This is a genomic window from Candidatus Rickettsia kedanie (assembly GCF_045865205.1).
GTDB lineage: Bacteria > Pseudomonadota > Alphaproteobacteria > Rickettsiales > Rickettsiaceae > Rickettsia > Rickettsia australis.
In genome coordinates, this window is the sequence record NZ_BAABMM010000034.1 from 94,969 (window position 1) to 111,851 (window position 16,883).

A 16,883-nucleotide genomic window follows, 5' to 3' on the forward strand; every position below is an offset into this window, starting at 1 on the left:
CACGGGATACAGTTAAAAATACTAAAATTATTAGTATTTTTTATTGTTTTTATGGACCCCGTGGTCGAGCCACGGGGTGACACAGTAGGTTTTACCGGTCTACGCAACAATGCCTCCTCGCAATGATAAGAAAACCAATCCACGCAGGAATGAAATCAAACCATACAACAAGGTCAGCTTAACTACTAGGGACAATCGTGAAATCGATCCACGTAATAGTTGATCAAACTACTGTATTTTGAGCATCTTCTCCTATTAATCCTTGATCAAGTAAATCAAAAGCCTCATCCAAGCACTTATATAATGCATTTTCTTGAGCTACTTCCGAATAATCTTCGATTAACCCTAGATTTTGACAAGTAGTAACAAGTTTAGCTTTTAAACTATCACTCTCTTGAGTTTCAATATAATTGAATATTATTTTTGAAACAGCTTGGCTACTATCCTTTGCTTTTTCATATTTATTTTTTAAAGTTCTGTAATCTGTCAACATATACTCTTAACGTCTCTACTTCTTTACTTTGATATATTAAGCCCTTTATTTTTCAATTCGTTTTATTAACCGCTCTGCCTCTTTATGCGGTTCTTTACATTGTCTTACTAAGTTTGCTTTTGTAAAATTAGTATTAGCATTATTATACATTAATCGTGAAAGAATCATTTTATTTTCTACTGAGTTACAGCCACAGTAATATAATACTTCACCCATCTGTTTATAGTCATTCACCTTAGCACCCTATTCAAGTAACATTTTGGCTTTTTCAAAATTACCTGTAACCTCTAAAGCAGTATAACCATTCTCATCTTGTATATTAGGATCAATATTTTTTTGAAGTAACTCTTTAAGGTCTGCTCAGTCAGTTACATGATGTAGAGTACTTTTGTTTTCTGGGCTGTCTACCGTATCAAAGCTTACATCTTTACTGTTCTTACTATTAAGGCTATTGTTAATACTAACGCATAAATCGTGCAACACATCTGGAACGGTTTTACATTCTGTTGTATTACTCCCCTTGCCCACACAAGATTTAAAAACATTTATTAACTTAGAAATTTTATGCCTAGTGATCTTCTGTTTTTTAGTTATTTTATTAAAATTCCATGTTTCATGGTATTTTCGACTCGGCATTCTATTAATCTATTTTAATAACGTCAATGTGAATGGTTAATTTTTATGAATTAACCATTTAACAATATAATTTAAAAATTCTTTTTTCTTGAATCTATTTGTAATATAGTAATAAGCATATTTAATATTTGTAGAGAGAGTAATGACAACAAATCCAAAAATCTCATTAATAGGTAGCGGTAACATAGGTGCTACGCTTGCTCACTTAATTAGCCTTAGAGAACTCGGTGATATCGTATTATTTGATGTGGCTGAAGGAGTACCACAAGGAAAAGCATTGGATCTCATGCAAGCCGGTACAATAGCCGGGTCTGATATCAAAATAAAAGGCACAAACGACTATAAAGATATTGAAGGGTCTGATGCAATAATTATTACTGCCGGTTTACCAAGGAAACCAGGGATGAGTAGAGACGATTTAATTAGCATTAATACCGGTATTATGAAAAATGTTGCAGAGAATGTTAAAAAATACGCTCCTGATGCTTTTGTAATAGTAATTACCAATCCGCTTGATGTTATGGTATATGTCATGCTTAAAGCAAGCGGATTACCTCATAATAAAGTCATAGGTATGGCAGGCGTACTTGACTCATCAAGATTTAATCTTTTTCTTGCCGAAGAGTTTAAAGTATCGGTTAGCAATGTTAATAGCACAGTTCTCGGCGGTCATGGTAATGCTATGGTACCTCTTGCAAGATATTCTACAATATCAGGCATACCGATACCTGACTTGATAAAAATGGGCTTATCAAGTAATGAAAATATTGAAAAAATAATCGATCGTACTAGAAACGGCGGCGGCGATATTGTTGCATTACTTAAAACAGGTTCTGCTTATTATGCCCCCGCAGCCTCAGCAATAGAAATGCTTGCAGCATATTTAAAAGATAAACGTCAAATTCTAACTTGCGCCGCTTATTTACAAGGTGAATATGGGGTTAATGATTTATATGTCGGAGTACCTATTATTATAGGTAAAGAAGGTGTCATAAAAGTAGTAGAACTACAATTAACTAAAGAAGAAAAAGCATTATTCGACAAATCAGTTGAGGGAGTTAAAAAACTCATTGAGACGATAAAATAAATGATAACATTATATTATTGAAGCACAAACGCAACAAGATTTACAATATTGAATTAATACTAATTATTAGTATTGTTAATTTAACATAAATGGTATTACATTTTAGTGTATTTTTATTAATAGAAGGAAATTATGAAACATAAGAATGAATTAGATCGGCTAATAAGAAATCTTTATTTAATAAAAAATACTAATTTAAATAATATTTTAGACACAGATAAACTAGCTATAACACGTATAACTAATTTTATAGAAGCTCTAATAAATAAAATAGACCCTAGAAAGCCTGGACCGTATGTTTCTCAGCAACAAGCTAACTTCAAAGTAGCAAATGATAACAATATACAAGGTGCTAGTAAAGAAATTTATTTAAAAAATCTACCTATTAGTATTGGTAAAGTTGAAGGTTTTAAAGAAGATGAAAAAGGTAAAAAAACAAAGGCTCAACTTGATGTCCTAATATCCCCTTCAGATTTTTTAGAATTATTAAGACTAAGTAATGCATTACCGGTCACTAATGAGCAAGGACTAGAAATAAAGAGCAATATGAATCTATTGCAATTGATGGAAGCAATTGTTCAGAAAGTAGGGGAAAAGAGCTTAAATATACAGCAAGATAAAAAAGTACTTACCTCGCAAGAAAATGAACAAGCTATAACACGTGGTCAACAAAAACTAGAGCTTAGCCTTAAAGAAGAAATAATAAAGTTAAGAGAAGCAGTTCAAGAAACAATCAAAAATCCAACTAATAATGAAGAATTTAATAAGACATCAAAAGAAATTTTAGATTTGATTAATAATATCAACTCTCATCAACCATCTAGATTACAGGCAGCTAGAAATAAAATCCTGAGTAGCGGAGGAAGCCCTAATACTAAAAATACAAAAATAGAAGAATTTTTTCTTAAACAACATGAATGGGATAAATTTCAAGAATTAAGAGAAAGATTACAAAAAATAAAAGAACCTAAAGAAAAATTAGATGAAATAAAAAATTTTTATGATGTGATTAATTCATTAGATAAAAATATCATTCTAAGAGCAATGCAAGAGAAACAAAAAGTGCAACAAGCTTCCAATCAAAAAGCACAAGAGATTATAAGAAGTAAATTTTTATACCTTGATAATGCCGGAGATTTTTCAGACGGTTTACAAAATTTATTTGAAGAGTTTAAAAATCAAGAAGAGAAAGGAGAAAAAGAATTGATAGAAGCGTCTAAAAAGATACTCAGCAAAAGTATATCAGTAAATAAAAATTACTTCCGTAATACTAATAATTCAAGTGAATTAGATTTGCAATATAAGATGTTATTAATAGATCATGCAGATAATATCTCGCAAAATATAAAGGAGGCGCTAGTCTTATATGCCGGAAGTAATAACAATAACCAGATTGATATATTATCTGAAGAATTAGCAAATAAATTTAAAAATATATCAAATTTAATAAGGCAAAATGAATCAGTACTACAGAAAGAAACACGTAAATCTTCTCCTTCTTTAGAAACTATACCTGAAGATTCTATACCTAAGTTATCACCGGCAATAGTACATTCCTCCACAGCACTTTTTGTAAAACTAGAAAACTCATTCAATGAACTAGAACAATTTACTGATAAAATATTAATAGATGCCGGCAAATCTTATGTACAACAGGCAAATATTAATCCTAAATCTAATAATGTTTCTAGATCTTCTTCTGTTGATTCAGGAATCGGTTCAAGTCAAGAAGCATTATCTACCACATTTGGAAAAAGCGGCTCTACTAATTTAATTGAAGCTCTTGATTTAGCACAAGCGAAAATTTTATCAAATTCAAATACAACAAAAGATAAGTTAACGGCAACAAAAGAATTACAAAAATCTATCAAACAAAAAGAAGTAAGTAATGAAAGACTTACTCAAGAAGAAATAGATAATATTTATAAAACACTAGGTATATTTGAAGACATTCAGGAATATGAAAAGAGCGAAAATTCACGTGATCCTCGTTTGTTAAATAAAAACCACTATAAGCTAACTGATCCTCGTGAGGAGCGTAGAAGCGATAATATCGCTTTAGAGTGGGATGATCCCGGAATGCTAACTACTGATACTGCTTTAGAGTGGGATGGCACCGGAATGCTACCTCCTTCCCAAAATAGTACCGTTTTAGATAAATTAAAAGAAGCAGTAGATGATTATATATCTGAGCTACAAAATGAAAAACTATCTATAGATACATCACCGCAACATGTTAATATTGATAATGTATTACCTAAAATACGTAACTTGTTTAATGATAAATTAGCTAAAGATACATCTCCAATGCAGGAAGCAATACCGACTCCTCCTGCTCTTTCCTGGAATACTCATCCTATATTCGGTGATACAATAAAGTTCTTAAAGAGATTTAAAGAAGAGATAGATAAATTCCCACAAGATTACACTAAAGCTTCTACCATACCTCTATATTTAAGTAATGTTACTAGAAATTTAGGAAGAAGCGAATTTTTAGCAAGTATGGTATCGACTGCTCAAAAAGATGAGAGAATGAAGGATATATTAGATAAGCTTCAAAAAATTTCTACTAATTGTAGTACGATAAGTAATAGTGATGATAAGTTTAATAAAGAGATTAAAGAATCTTTTGTAGAAATTAATACCACATTAAAAAATATAATAGAATATAAAGGACCCAAAATAGAATATTTAAATTCCAATATAGAAAAAGTTCATAAAAATTTGTCTAGTTTAGAATCTTTTACTTATGAATTATCTAAAAATATATCTCTGAAACACATTAAGCAATCAACCCAAGAGCAGCCTACAATATCTACAGGAGCAGTTACCGGTATAAAAGATAGAATAGCAAAATTTGAAGCAGACTCTTATAGCAAAATCAAAAAATACTGGACAGAAGAAAAGAAACAGACTGTAGAAAAACAACATGAAAATACTCAATCTGACTATATAACTACTAAGAAAAATTTTGAGTTTGAAAATCGAGGTAAAGAAATTAAAGAGAATAGCACCCAAAATTTAATAAACAAATTTGAAAAAGGCTTTGATAGTAAAATAACAAGATACTGGACATCACCGGAAGAATGGGATAAATGGGAGGAAGAAAAACAAAAAGGTACAGGGAAAGAGAATGAACTAATAAGACCTCGTACAAAATTTGCAATAGAACATTCTAAGCAAGCTCAATCTAAAGATAATGCACCTAAAAGGCAAACTAAGAGTTATATAGAAGCTAGTGAAGATACACATATAAAAGAAGGCAATACAAAAAGCTTAAAAGACAAATTTGAAAACTTAGCAAAAGAAGCGAAGCAAATTGGGACACAAGCACAGCAAAGCTCCAAATCTTCAAGTAGCCCTAGCATAAAACCTACAAGTCGCAGTAAAGACGGAAGAGTTATCTAAGAAAATTGATGTTATTCTTGTTTTTGAGTCTGTTGCATAGCTCATTTATGTCATCCAGCAAAAATAATAAAAAATACTAATAATTTGAGTATTTTTAACTGGATCCTGTGGTTAAGCCACGAGATGACAGCGATGAAATTGAGCCATGCAATAAAACCTTTAGTCGCTCGCAATGACGATTTAGTATTCATGCAAGGATAACATCTTACGTAAAACTAACACTGTACTCATTAATATTATAAGCAAAAATATGAACCAGCTTAAAGTTAGAGATAGTGACTTAAAATTTTGCCACAATAACATACTAAAGAAAGGAGTAGTTGAGGATAGAATAATACCTCCAAAAGAATGGGATAGACTATAAAGCCTCATTTTAATATTAGTCTTAAACAAAGATTGAACAATAATTTGTAGCGGTACTGCATAAAATGCTGCAAGCCCTATTAATATAACGGGACAGAGAATATTAAATATTTGTTTATATAACATTATTTGCATTCCTAAAGCAACAATAATGCTAGCAAATACAGTCCATGTAATCTGTTTTAAAGGGTTTATTTTATCAGCAAGCAGCCCTGCAAAAACGGCTGATATTCCATAGGTAGTAGTAAGAGCTATATTCATAAATCTTATTTCAGGATGATTTACAAAAGCTATTTTTGTTAAAAAAACTCCCAAGAAAATTACTAAAAAGTGATACACTCCTCCAATAGCACCGTTTATTAGTAATGCTATTATAAAGGATAGTTTATTATCTTTTATAATTTGCCGAGCGTCATTTAGAAAGCTTAATACAAGCGAATTTTGCGAAATGCGTCTGTGCTCACGTACTTTTATACACTTCGCAGACTCTTCCTTAAATTCATCTTGTCTAAATCTTTCTAAATTTAGCTCTATATTACTTTTATAATATAAAAATTCTCTACTTTCTTTAAAAAAATTTCTCATCAAAATAGCAAATAAACCAAATATTGCACCGATAAAGAAATTTAAACGCCATAAATACCAGATACTAGCATTACTAGCGTAATAATAAGCTATAGCCGCAAGTAATGCACCTATTTGGCTACAGCATGCAACTATTCCTATATTTAAATTTTTCCGATTATCTCCTGTTTTTTCAGCTACATAAATTTTTATTCCGTCAACTTCTCCGGCAAGGCTTGCTAAAAAAAACATTCGACATAATGTTAATATTACCATAGCAAAAATACCTATCATCTCCAGGGAAGGAAGAATAGCAATTAATCCGGTAGAAATGCTACTCATAAACATTGATATCTTAATAGATTTAATACGCCCATATTTATCTCCGATAAATCCAAAAATTAAAGACCCTAAAGGTCGCACTATAACGGCTGCACTAAGAATGGCAAAAAAACCAAGTAGTTGTTTATCCTGCTCTATATTAGGTAAGAAATTTTGTGCAAGAATACTAGCCGATAAACCGAATAGAGCATAATCATAATAACGGATAATCGTTGTAAAAAATGCAACTAAAAAAGCTGAATTAGACATATAATATTTTCTTTTGGTGACAACATCATATTATACAAACTCTTTAGGCTGTATGAAAGAAAATTAATTTCATATATTTTACTATTGTAGTTTTAATTATACTATTTTTTCGATATTCAATTTTTAACCATTTTAAAAATATGCACTTAGAATACAAATGAGCAAATTCTTGCAATAATATTCTTGAGCTACTACCCTTAAATACTGCACAATTTTGCTAAGTGTTATTTGCGGTCTATACGAGATAAACATATGAACATGATCACAAGCTACTTTGCCTAAAATTATATGTACTTCATGTTCCATACAAATCCGCCTCAATAAATCTCTAGCTCTCTCCGCTACCTTTCTCGTTAATACCCTCTTTCTATACTTTGGTATCCATATAATGTGTACTTTCAAATCATACTGGCTATGGCTACTTTTTCTATAACTCCTCATATCTCTTTATAAATTAGTTGCCAAGGTAACTTCATTATATCTTCCCTTCGCCTTTAGGCGAAGGGATTTCTCATCCCCGATAGGGACATTAAAGAGAAAAGATACAATACGGCATTAATAAAATTATTTGATCGAATTCATAATGTGCAAACTTTTGGAGTTAAATCACCTGAGAAAGCTAGAACATTTATTAAAGAGACTTTAATAAATTTTCTTTTGGTCGCTGCTAATATAAATTATAAACTAGAACGAGAATTTGCTGAATTATGCCTAAAAATTTTTAATATAGAACCTGAAAGACAAAAAACTTTTTCTAATAATAACTCTCTGCTTCCTCATCTAACTTTATAAAATGATTTACTCCTAATGTATAACCAATTAGAATTGGAATAATAAAGAATAATAATCCCCAGTGATTAAAATAATCTATTAAGTAAATTGTGCCAAAAGAAGAAACTACAAACATTAAAGCTCTTGATAAAGCAAATATAAAACTGCCGCTAAAACGTTTTAATACCGGAAATCTTGCATAAAACACTGCACCTGCCGGAAACACAGTAGTAGGGGCAAATACTGCAATAAATAATTGGAATAAAAGTAATTCTATAGTATTTGAAATATTGTTTAGTAAGATAGGAGACATAATAGCTACAATAGAGTATTTTACAAACCAAATAAGTAATAATTATTGTACTTATTAATTCTGTACCACAAACAATAAAATTTTGATGAATTACCTGAGCAGCACTGTAATTAAATGAATTTTTTAGCATATTACCGCAATAAATATAAACAATATAAAACCATAATGGGGCTCCACAATGTATAAAAAAGAAAGCTATTGCTGTTGGTTTATTAATTTTTTCACTCCAAATAGGGCTTGATTTTAGCCTATTACTATCTATCCCCGCTTGTGCTACAGTTTTCTTTATTCGTCTTTTTGCATCAATGAAATCCGAAGTCTCGCTAAGATTTGTCCTTGCAATAGCACCAACTATAGCAATAGCTGCTCCAAACCAAAATACAATACACCAATCAAGTCCAAAAGAAGTAACAAGTGTTCCCACCGCCAATGCTACGGTTGCACCTAAAGTTACAAAAACAACAAGCGAAGCCACGACTCAATAACGTTGAGGAATTTTGGTCATTTCGGTTAGATAAAGCTCAGCACCTACTACCCCCCCATAGAGGACATCCCCTAAGCGATACGACACGCAGTTACTACAAAAGTTGCCGTAATACCAATTTCGGCATAAGTTTTTAAATTAGCCATTATTAAGACAACAAAGCGACATTAAAAAAGTTGTAATAATGACCGTTGCCTTACGACCTATAGTATCTCCTATCCAACCGAATATTAAAGCACCGATAGGTCTAAATACATATGTTGAACAATATGCAATGGCAGAATATAGAGAAGCAGCTCGTGCATCGGCTTCAGGAAAAAATAGCTAATTAAGAAGTACCTCCATGTGTACATAGAGCATGAGATCAAAATATTCAAGAAATGTACCTATCGATAGTAGCCCTATTGCTTCTTTTTGATTACGGGCTAAACTCTTGTGCTCTTTTGCGTAACTTAACATACTTTTTTGCAAATTAGTTAAAATTAATAAAGAATTATACTGTTTTATATAAAAATAAAAGTCAATTTAAAAAATTAGATTTTATAGAATTGCTAACTAAAGACCAGTATTGTAATGAGCTGAGCTTGTTGCGTGGTGCAATTTTACCTCTGTCATACCGTGGCTTGACCACGGGATCCAGTTAAAAATACTAAAATTATTAGTATTTTTTATTGTTTTTATGGACCCCGTGGTCAAGCGAACTAGGTGACACAGTAGATTTTACCGATCCACGCAATAATGTCTAATGAGCTGAACGACTGAAAGGAGCGTATCAATCTAAAAAAATAATAATAAAAAATTCTAGTTTATAGAATTTTTAACTAGATTGCTTAGTCAATATACTTTGTAATTTCTTTGCAATAGCGTTAATTTATTAAATAATCTATCTTTATTTAGCAATGCCAATAAATTTCTAATTTAATACTTGCAATTTATCTTATAATTACTTATATTCAGATTCGCTTAGATTAAAAAACACTAAGGCATTTTATATGTAATTAATTTTGATCCCCTTAAACTTTTTACATTAAAACGCCGTATTAGAGGGTATCGGTAAATAAATTTTAATTAGTAATTAAAGAGCTTTTTTAGCGAAAATTCATAAGATTTTTGAAAGGATATTATCAATATTTCAAAAAAATCTTATAATTTGCCGCAAAGAAGAATTAAATTATCGGTTAAAATTTATTTACTGATGTCCTCATATTTAAGCGGGTGTAGCTCAGGGGTAGAGCGCTACCTTGCCAAGGTCGAAGTCGAGGGTTCGAATCCCTTCACCCGCTCCAGTGATTTTGCCCGTTTTATGTCATTCCTGCGTGGCGTTGTTGCGTGGAAACCAAAACCGTCATTACGAGGAATGAAGCGGCGCAGCAATCCAGAAAAAGATTAAAAAATTCTGTAAATCAGAATTTTTTACTGGATTGCTTCGTTGAATTACTACGTAATTCTTCTCGCAATGATGGACAATCAGTCCAAGCAACAACGTTCTTTCGCAAATAACATCAGTAAGTTTATCATAAATTCAATCTTTCAAACCATATTTTTTCTTAATATCTTCTAATGACATTACTTCTTCTCCTTTTTCTATACGAGACAAAGCAATTAATAAATCCGCTTTTTCTTCTATATAATTTTTTATATCGGCGATTTTAGTTGTCATCAATATAATTAGTTTTTGATTATTTAATACTAGCACGAACTATAATTAACTTATACATTATTTATTTTACCCTTGCATTAAAGCTATTAGGTAGCTATTTTTATTTTATTGCAACAATTAGGAAATTACCATTGCAACAATTAGGAAATTACATATGTCAGCAAATACGCAAGATAATCAGGCAAATAATAACGACACTATAGAGATAAAGGCAACTGAGGTAGTGCCTGTAGAAACAAATTCTCTACAATCGGGGTTAACAAGCTTAATACCGATGGTTTTAATTTTTGCCGTATTTTACTTCTTATTATTACGTCCACAAGAAAAACGACGCAAAGAAATAAAGAAATTAGTAAGTGAAGTTAAAAAAGGCGAAGAAGTTCTAACAAATAGCGGCATTTACGGTATTCTGACTAAAGTAAGTAAAAATGACAATAAGGTTGAAATCGAAATAGCTAAAGACGTACGTATTAAAGCTTTAAAAAGTGCTATTATCGATATAACTAGTCGTACAAAAGAAGTAGCAGTAAAAAAAGAAAATAACAAAAAAGATAAGAAGGTAAACGGTGCAAAATCTTCCTAAGTGGAAAATTTTTCTTGCAATTATATGTACGGTTTTTGCGGTTATTTGTGCCTTACCTAATTTTATGCAGGTAAACTCTAAGTTTCTGCCTCATGATTCAGTAAATTTAGGGCTTGACCTTAGAGGAGGAGCCCATTTATTACTCGATGTTGATTTTGATACCTACTTAAATGATTCAATGGAAAATCTTACTGATACTTTACGCAAAAATTTTCGCGAGGATAAAATCGGCTATAAAAATCTATTAGTTAGACAAAATAACATTCAATTAGAAGTAAGATCACCTGAGGAATTAAAACCTTTAAAGAAAATAATTAATAAAATCGATCCGGAAATTATCGCTGAAGTAAATAAAAATAAAATAAAGCTTCGCTACAGCGAATCTAGATTAAATGACTTACTTAATAAGGTAGTAGACCAATCTATTGAGATCGTTCGCATGAGAGTGGATAGTACTGGCACTAAAGAGCCAACACTACAGAAGCAAGGCGATAAGCATATATTACTGCAAGTTCCCGGCGAAGAAAATCCCTTTTACCTGAAGAATCTATTAGGGAAAACTGCAAAACTAACTTTTCATTTAGTTGATGAAAATGCCAATATCGAAGAAGCGGTCAAAGGGCATGTCCCGGTAGGTTCAATGCTGGTTAAGGGAGATAGCGAAAGTCATGGGGAGTATTATGTAGTTATAAAGAAAAAAGTTGTTTTGGGTGGGGATCAGCTTACAACCGCTTCAGCTTCTTTTGACCAAAATTCACAAGCGGTAGTTGCCTTTTCTTTCAATAATTTAGGTAGTAAAATATTCGGTGAAATAACCAAAAATAATACCGGTAAACGCCTTGCTATAGTTTTAGACAATAAATTACTAAGTGCTCCAACGATAAACGGAGCGATTATGGGCGGAAGCGGTATAATAACAGGAAATTTTACCGTTGAGTCGGCAAATGAACTTGCACTATTATTGCGGGCCGGTTCGCTCCCTGCCCCACTTAAAATTATTGAAGAGAGAAGTATAGGTCCAAATTTAGGTGCTGACTCTATAGAGTCGGGCAAAAAGGCATGGCTTATAGGATTTATAGCAGTTTGTATATTTATGGTTTGGTCTTACGGCGTACTTGGTTTATTCGCCAATATAGCCTTAAGCCTTGCATTGTTATATATTCTAGCTTTACTTTCACTTTTCCAAGCTACTTTAACTCTGCCGGGAATTGCAGGAATAATACTAACTATGGGGATGGCTGTTGATGCTAATGTATTGATTTACGAAAGGATTAAGGAGGAACTGCATAAAGGTGTTTCTAATCTTTATGCCATTAGAACCGGTTTTGAATCTGCGTTTGCTACTATCCTTGATTCTAACTTAACTACTTTAATTGTTGCTTTTTTACTTTATATATTCGGAGTCGGGGCAATAAAAGGTTTTGCCGTTGCATTAACGATCGGGATTATATCTTCAATGTTTTCGGCAATTATCATTACTAAATTGTTAATAGATATTTGGGTAAAATATTTTAAACCTAAAAAATTAGGTTTGGTGTAAAAGAGTAGACTTGGTGGTAGTCGTAGTTTTAACGTCATTGCGAGGAAAAACTGACGTTGTTGCATGGCTCATTTATGTCATTCCAACAAAACCTACAAGTGAGCTAGGATGACAACGAAAAAATGGGTAATATTTTATGAAAATGCAATCAAATGTTATAAAAATAATTATCGTAATTAGCTTATTAATAGGAGTAGGAGCACTATATTTGTTGTTATCTTTAAGCACGCCTGAAAAACCACTTGCCGGTCAAGTTAATATCTATGAAGATAACATAAAAATCGGCGGTGATTTTGAACTAATAGACCAAAATGGAGAGATATTTAATAGTGACAAGTTGAAAGACAACTTAAGCCTCATTTACTTTGGATTTACTAGTTGTCCTGATATATGCCCAACCTCTCTAAATAAAATGACGGAGATTGTAGAAATGTTAAATAAACATAAAATAGATATTCTACCTATTTTTATCACTATTGATCCAAAACGTGATACACCTGAAGTGCTTAAAGAATATTTAAAACATTTTCATCCGAAATTTATAGGTCTTACCGGTAACGAACAGCAAATAAAAGATGTAACTGATAAATTCAAGGTTTTCTATGCTCGTGTAAATGGTGATGATGACGACCCGAACTATATGATTGATCATTCATCTTTTACCTATTTAATCGATGCAAACGGAAAATATCTAAAACATTTCTATTTAGATTCTTCACCTAAGGACATTATGGAGTTTTTGAGAAATGAATAATTATATATCGGTAGCGTATTTATTGACCTTCTTAACCTTAGCCATACTGTTAATCGTAAGTTTTTTAAATTACAAGTCATTGCAAAATAAACAGAACTTTAATGCAAAAGAGAGTAAGAAATAGATTAATAACAATAATTATTTGTTTCTGCTCAGCTGCTCTCGGAATTAGTATAATACTTTACAATTTAGAGAAAAATATAGTATTTTTTTTGCCGCCGTCAAAAATTAATGAAATAGAAGAAGGCAAAGAGTTAAGAGTAGGCGGGCTTGTTAAAATAGGCTCAATAAATAAAATTGCTGCTGATAAGATAAGTTTTGTTATTACCGATAATATTAAGGATTTAGAGATATTATATCAAGGAGTCCTCCCTGCCCTATTTCGTGAAGGACAAGGAATTATTGCCATAGGGCAATTATCGGACAGGAAATTTATAGCAAGGCAATTACTTGCAAAGCATGATGAGAATTACAGACCTCCGAGTTAAAACACTCGGTGTCGTACCGTGGCTTGACCACGGTATCCATAAAAACAACTTAAAACACAAGTTGTTTTTATATTTTTAACTGGATGCCGTGGTCAAGCCACGGCATGACAAAAACAAAACAAAAAACATGTTTATAGATAAAATCAAAGCAAAAGCAAATAATGACGAAATAAACGTAATTATCGAAATTCCGATGAATAGCGGTCCAATCAAATACGAATTTGACAAAGAATCAGGAGCGGTTTTTGTTGATCGCTTTATGCAAACTACCATGCGCTATCCGTGTAATTACGGCTTTATTCCTCATACTCTTTCAAATGACGGTGATCCGGTAGACGTACTTGTCGTAGCTCATCATCCGGTAGTGCCTGGGTCGGTTATAAAATGCCGAGCAGTCGGCGCATTAATGATGGAAGACGAATCAGGACTCGATGAGAAGATTATCGCAGTACCAACCTCTAAACTCGATATTACTTTCGATCATATTAAAGAACTAGATGATTTATGTGAAATGCTAAAGAAACGTATCGTGCATTTCTTTGAGCATTATAAAGATTTAGAAAAAGGTAAATGGGTTAAAGTTAACGGATGGGGAAATAAAGCAAAAGCAGAAGCTTTAATCAATGAAGGAATAGATAGGGTTAGTTAGAGGTACGGCAGTTCTGTCATACCGTGGCTTGATCACGGTATCCAGTAAAACATATAAAAATTTATTTTTATATGTTTATTCTATCAAACTATGTACTGTCGGTAATAACGTTGAGATTATTTTTTCTGGATCCCGTAGACAAGCTATGGTATGATAGAGGTAGAACTAATCCACGCACACAATATATCCTTACAATAACGTATCTATAAAAAAACAGTAATATTAATAAAACAGTGACATTATTTCGTTCAGGAGTCGTAGTAGCTTTTTTTACACTAATTTCTCGTATATTCGGGCTTGTGCGTGAACAATTTATCGCATCATTATTTGGCGCTACGCCTATGGGTGATAGCATTAATGTTGCTTTTAAACTACCGAATCTATTTAGAAGAATTTTTGCAGAAGGGGCATTATCAAGCGTATTCATTCCTATTTATAATGAAAAAATGCTTATTTCTAAGAAAGCCGCTAATAATTTTTCAGGCGAGGTATTTACCCTTCTACTTCTGACATTAATAGTAATAATAGCATTAATGCAAATCTTCATGCCACAATTAATGTTGTTTATTGCTCCTGGATTTCACGGTCAAAAAGAAAAATTTGAGCTTACGGTATTCTTATGCCGAATTACAATACCTTATTTAATATTTGTTTCATTAACAGCTCTACTTGGCGGAATATTAAACTCTGTAAAGAAATTTGCAGCCTTTGCTTTTTCACCGGTTATTTTAAGTGTATGCGTAATAATTTTTACTTTAACATTTGATAATTATATAGAGTCTACTACCTCAATTAGCTTATCTTTAATAATTGCCGGAATATTACAAGTTTCTTTTATGTTTGTCTGTGTAAAAAGATCGGATTTAAACTTTCCAATAATTTTTAACCCAAGCGATCCCTATGTAAAAAAGCTTTTGATTAATATAGGACCGGTAACTATTAGCTCCGGCGTACAGCAATTAAATCTTTTCATATCCCAATCTATTGCTAGCTTTATTGAAGGTGCTATTTCTATATTATCTTATGCCGACCGGATATATCAATTTCCTTTATCGATAATAGGTACTAGCTTTTCTACTATATTGCTACCTGAGCTGTCAAAAATCTATAAATCAAATGATATAGTAGCTGCAACAAAAATACAGAATAACGCTATTAGAGTGGGGCTATTATTATCACTGCCTGCAACATTCGGTATTATAATTCTATCTAATCCGATTATTAATATAATTTATGAAAGAGGAGTATTCACGCCTCAAGATACTACAAATACAGCCGAGGCTATTTCTGCATTTGCACTCGGACTTCCTGCTTTTATTTTGGCAAAAATTTTAACTCCTATTTTTTATGCTAACGGAGATACTAAAATACCGCTCAAAATAACCTTATTTTCAATCATAATTAATACCGGTATGAATCTATTATTAATGGATTCTTTGAAACATATCGGTATTGCAGTCGGTACATCTATTGCAGCTTGGTATAATCTAGGTTTATTATATAGCTATACTACAAAACAAAATAAGCTTCATATAGAAGCAGGTATAAAACTTTTTTGCGGTAAAATTTTGTTATGCTGTACATTAATGTCTATTATAATTGCTTTAATAAAACATTATTATTTAGAATATTTTTATTCGGAATATTTACTGATTAAGGTCTGTATGCTAGGTAGTACAATCGCAGTTGGAATGGGAGCATTTTTCGGCACAGCATATTTATTAAAAGTGGTCAATTATGATAATAACAAAAAATAAATCAAATTATCAGGATTTGCTAAAAACCTTAGCTATTATAGCCATGAGCATTGATCATGTGGGTTTATATCTATATCCTGAATTAACGGTTATGCGAATTATAGGTCGCACGGCTATGCCGATATTGTGCTTTTTTGCCGGTTATAATTTTCATGATAAGCCAAAAACTAGAATAATAATATGTGGAGTTTTGCTACAAATATATACTACTGTACTATTTAAACAGTTTCTTACTACACATATTCTAATCTCTATCTATCTAGGGCAATGGTATATTTATTATTTTCGTAATTCTTTAACTCGCTTTTTCTATAGCGGTTATTGCCATGTAGTTATAATGGTAATATTGTGGTATATTAGCTGGGCTTTGATTGATTACGGGACTCTTGTGATTGCTATAATGATACTTGGATTTATTGCAAAACATGAGCAGGTAAATCTAAAACTTTGCGGTTTTGTAGCAATTTTTGCTTCCCTAGTGCATTCGACTCTTTTTACTCTTGCGATTCCCTTTAGTGATTTTAATGTTTCAAATACTGACTTAATTTTAAACCTCACTTTTTTAACAATTACTTACATATTAATGATCTTAAGCTATTACTCACAAAAAATACCAATAAATCTCAAATGGATAAGTCGTAATGTTATATATATATATTGTATACAAATTATAGTCTTACAATTCATATTCATCTATAAATACACATATGGTTTTAAAAATTGGTAGATAAACATTAATAAT

19 protein-coding genes, 1 tRNA gene and 3 pseudogenes are annotated in these 16,883 nt (G+C 31.7%); 13 read left to right on the top strand and 10 right to left on the bottom strand.

The annotated features are described in order from the left end of the window. Positions 1-223: 223 nt before the first annotated feature. The 3 genes from ACKTSD_RS05155 to ACKTSD_RS05165 form a co-directional block, all read right to left on the bottom strand. Positions 224-493, bottom strand: coding sequence for a hypothetical protein (locus ACKTSD_RS05155; RefSeq protein WP_412708278.1), 270 nt, complete (start codon positions 491-493; stop codon positions 224-226). Between the two features lie 45 nt (positions 494-538). After that, positions 539-727 (bottom strand): hypothetical protein, encoded by a 189-nt coding sequence (locus ACKTSD_RS05160; protein ID WP_412708279.1) that lies wholly within the window; start codon positions 725-727, stop codon positions 539-541. Positions 728-853: 126 nt separating this feature from the next. After that, the gene (locus ACKTSD_RS05165; RefSeq protein WP_412708280.1) at positions 854-1,129 is read right to left on the bottom strand and encodes a hypothetical protein; all 276 of its coding nucleotides are present in this window, start codon (positions 1,127-1,129) and stop codon (positions 854-856) included. Positions 1,130-1,271: 142 nt separating this feature from the next. Between ACKTSD_RS05165 and mdh the strand changes: the two genes are divergently transcribed. The 3 genes and pseudogenes from mdh to ACKTSD_RS05180 all read left to right on the top strand — a co-directional run bounded on the left by mdh (position 1,272) and on the right by ACKTSD_RS05180 (position 5,624). Beyond that, the gene (gene mdh, locus ACKTSD_RS05170) at positions 1,272-2,216 is read left to right on the top strand and encodes a malate dehydrogenase (protein ID WP_412708281.1); all 945 of its coding nucleotides are present in this window, start codon (positions 1,272-1,274) and stop codon (positions 2,214-2,216) included. Between the two features lie 2,766 nt (positions 2,217-4,982). Beyond that, positions 4,983-5,297 (top strand): annotated as a pseudogene (locus ACKTSD_RS05175) (hypothetical protein); the annotation flags it as partial. 147 nt (positions 5,298-5,444) lie between these two features. Further along, a complete protein-coding gene (locus tag ACKTSD_RS05180) occupies positions 5,445-5,624 on the top strand; it encodes a hypothetical protein (RefSeq protein WP_412708332.1) in 180 nt (59 codons plus the stop codon). A gap of 180 nt (positions 5,625-5,804) precedes the next feature. On the opposite strand, the gene ACKTSD_RS05185 is transcribed toward ACKTSD_RS05180, so the two are convergent. Together ACKTSD_RS05185 and tnpA are read right to left on the bottom strand one after the other, a co-directional pair. Continuing rightward, positions 5,805-7,142 (bottom strand): MFS transporter, encoded by a 1,338-nt coding sequence (locus ACKTSD_RS05185; protein ID WP_412708282.1) that lies wholly within the window; start codon positions 7,140-7,142, stop codon positions 5,805-5,807. Between the two features lie 154 nt (positions 7,143-7,296). After that, positions 7,297-7,583 (bottom strand): annotated as a pseudogene (tnpA, locus tag ACKTSD_RS05190) (IS200/IS605 family transposase); the annotation flags it as partial. 144 nt (positions 7,584-7,727) lie between these two features. Here tnpA and ACKTSD_RS05195 point away from each other — a divergent pair. Further along, positions 7,728-7,934, top strand: coding sequence for a guanosine polyphosphate pyrophosphohydrolase (locus ACKTSD_RS05195; RefSeq protein ID WP_412708284.1), 207 nt, complete (start codon positions 7,728-7,730; stop codon positions 7,932-7,934). On the opposite strand, the gene ACKTSD_RS05200 is transcribed toward ACKTSD_RS05195, so the two are convergent. The 4 genes from ACKTSD_RS05200 to ACKTSD_RS05215 form a co-directional block, all read right to left on the bottom strand. After that, complete coding sequence (locus tag ACKTSD_RS05200) at positions 7,897-8,202, bottom strand: proline/betaine transporter (RefSeq protein WP_412708333.1); 306 nt, start codon at positions 8,200-8,202, stop codon at positions 7,897-7,899. The two genes, ACKTSD_RS05195 and ACKTSD_RS05200, sit on opposite strands and share 38 nt — an antisense overlap. After that, positions 8,084-8,701, bottom strand: a complete 618-nt coding sequence (locus tag ACKTSD_RS05205) for a hypothetical protein (protein WP_412708337.1) — start codon at positions 8,699-8,701, stop codon at positions 8,084-8,086. The genes ACKTSD_RS05200 and ACKTSD_RS05205 overlap by 119 nt, the downstream gene beginning before the upstream one ends. Positions 8,702-8,848: 147 nt before the next feature. Continuing rightward, entirely contained in the window at positions 8,849-8,986 is a 138-nt protein-coding gene (locus ACKTSD_RS05210) for an MFS transporter (protein WP_412708334.1), read from the bottom strand. Between the two features lie 279 nt (positions 8,987-9,265). Continuing rightward, positions 9,266-9,406, bottom strand: a complete 141-nt coding sequence (locus ACKTSD_RS05215; protein WP_412708338.1) for a hypothetical protein — start codon at positions 9,404-9,406, stop codon at positions 9,266-9,268. A 515-nt stretch (positions 9,407-9,921) separates the two neighbouring features. Here ACKTSD_RS05215 and ACKTSD_RS05220 point away from each other — a divergent pair. Continuing rightward, positions 9,922-9,996 (top strand) — tRNA-Gly (locus ACKTSD_RS05220). A 93-nt stretch (positions 9,997-10,089) separates the two neighbouring features. After that, positions 10,090-10,183 (top strand): annotated as a pseudogene (locus ACKTSD_RS05225) (lytic transglycosylase domain-containing protein); the annotation flags it as partial. Positions 10,184-10,232: 49 nt separating this feature from the next. On the opposite strand, the gene ACKTSD_RS05230 reads toward ACKTSD_RS05225, so the two are convergent. Continuing rightward, positions 10,233-10,370: an antitoxin of toxin-antitoxin stability system gene (locus tag ACKTSD_RS05230; RefSeq protein ID WP_412708335.1), complete on the bottom strand. Its 138-nt coding sequence runs from the start codon at positions 10,368-10,370 to the stop codon at positions 10,233-10,235. Positions 10,371-10,524: 154 nt separating this feature from the next. Here ACKTSD_RS05230 and yajC point away from each other — a divergent pair, with 154 nt between their 5' ends. From yajC to ACKTSD_RS05265, 7 genes are all read left to right on the top strand, one after another. Beyond that, on the top strand, positions 10,525-10,953 hold the full coding sequence (gene yajC, locus ACKTSD_RS05235; RefSeq protein ID WP_412708285.1) for a preprotein translocase subunit YajC: 429 nt from the start codon (positions 10,525-10,527) through the stop codon (positions 10,951-10,953). After that, a complete protein-coding gene (gene secD / locus ACKTSD_RS05240) occupies positions 10,937-12,493 on the top strand; it encodes a protein translocase subunit SecD (protein WP_412708286.1) in 1,557 nt (518 codons plus the stop codon). The genes yajC and secD overlap by 17 nt, the downstream gene beginning before the upstream one ends. Before the next feature lie 136 nt (positions 12,494-12,629). Continuing rightward, complete coding sequence (locus tag ACKTSD_RS05245) at positions 12,630-13,247, top strand: SCO family protein (protein ID WP_412708287.1); 618 nt, start codon at positions 12,630-12,632, stop codon at positions 13,245-13,247. Positions 13,248-13,348: 101 nt separating this feature from the next. Next, positions 13,349-13,735: a cytochrome c maturation protein CcmE gene (ccmE, locus tag ACKTSD_RS05250; protein ID WP_412708288.1), complete on the top strand. Its 387-nt coding sequence runs from the start codon at positions 13,349-13,351 to the stop codon at positions 13,733-13,735. Positions 13,736-13,862: 127 nt separating this feature from the next. After that, the gene (gene ppa / locus ACKTSD_RS05255) at positions 13,863-14,384 is read left to right on the top strand and encodes an inorganic diphosphatase (protein WP_412708289.1); all 522 of its coding nucleotides are present in this window, start codon (positions 13,863-13,865) and stop codon (positions 14,382-14,384) included. A 233-nt stretch (positions 14,385-14,617) separates the two neighbouring features. Beyond that, the gene (gene murJ, locus ACKTSD_RS05260; RefSeq protein ID WP_412708290.1) at positions 14,618-16,141 is read left to right on the top strand and encodes a murein biosynthesis integral membrane protein MurJ; all 1,524 of its coding nucleotides are present in this window, start codon (positions 14,618-14,620) and stop codon (positions 16,139-16,141) included. Beyond that, a complete protein-coding gene (locus tag ACKTSD_RS05265) occupies positions 16,122-16,868 on the top strand; it encodes a TraX family protein (protein ID WP_412708291.1) in 747 nt (248 codons plus the stop codon). The genes murJ and ACKTSD_RS05265 overlap by 20 nt, the downstream gene beginning before the upstream one ends. Positions 16,869-16,883 lie beyond the last annotated feature (15 nt).

What these genes read in the sequence shown, in the direction of transcription:
- ACKTSD_RS05165 (WP_412708280.1), bottom strand. Translation starts at nt 1,129, where the DNA reads ATGCCGAGTCGAAAATACCATGAAACATGGAATTTTAATAAAATAACT.
- ccmE (WP_412708288.1), top strand. Translation starts at nt 13,349, where the DNA reads ATGCAAAAGAGAGTAAGAAATAGATTAATAACAATAATTATTTGTTTC.
- ACKTSD_RS05155 (WP_412708278.1), bottom strand. Translation starts at nt 493, where the DNA reads ATGTTGACAGATTACAGAACTTTAAAAAATAAATATGAAAAAGCAAAG.
- mdh (WP_412708281.1), top strand. Translation starts at nt 1,272, where the DNA reads ATGACAACAAATCCAAAAATCTCATTAATAGGTAGCGGTAACATAGGT.
- ACKTSD_RS05265 (WP_412708291.1), top strand. Translation starts at nt 16,122, where the DNA reads ATGATAATAACAAAAAATAAATCAAATTATCAGGATTTGCTAAAAACC.
- ACKTSD_RS05230 (WP_412708335.1), bottom strand. Translation starts at nt 10,370, where the DNA reads ATGACAACTAAAATCGCCGATATAAAAAATTATATAGAAGAAAAAGCG.
- ACKTSD_RS05245 (WP_412708287.1), top strand. Translation starts at nt 12,630, where the DNA reads ATGAAAATGCAATCAAATGTTATAAAAATAATTATCGTAATTAGCTTA.
- ppa (WP_412708289.1), top strand. Translation starts at nt 13,863, where the DNA reads ATGTTTATAGATAAAATCAAAGCAAAAGCAAATAATGACGAAATAAAC.
- ACKTSD_RS05185 (WP_412708282.1), bottom strand. Translation starts at nt 7,142, where the DNA reads ATGTCTAATTCAGCTTTTTTAGTTGCATTTTTTACAACGATTATCCGT.
- yajC (WP_412708285.1), top strand. Translation starts at nt 10,525, where the DNA reads ATGTCAGCAAATACGCAAGATAATCAGGCAAATAATAACGACACTATA.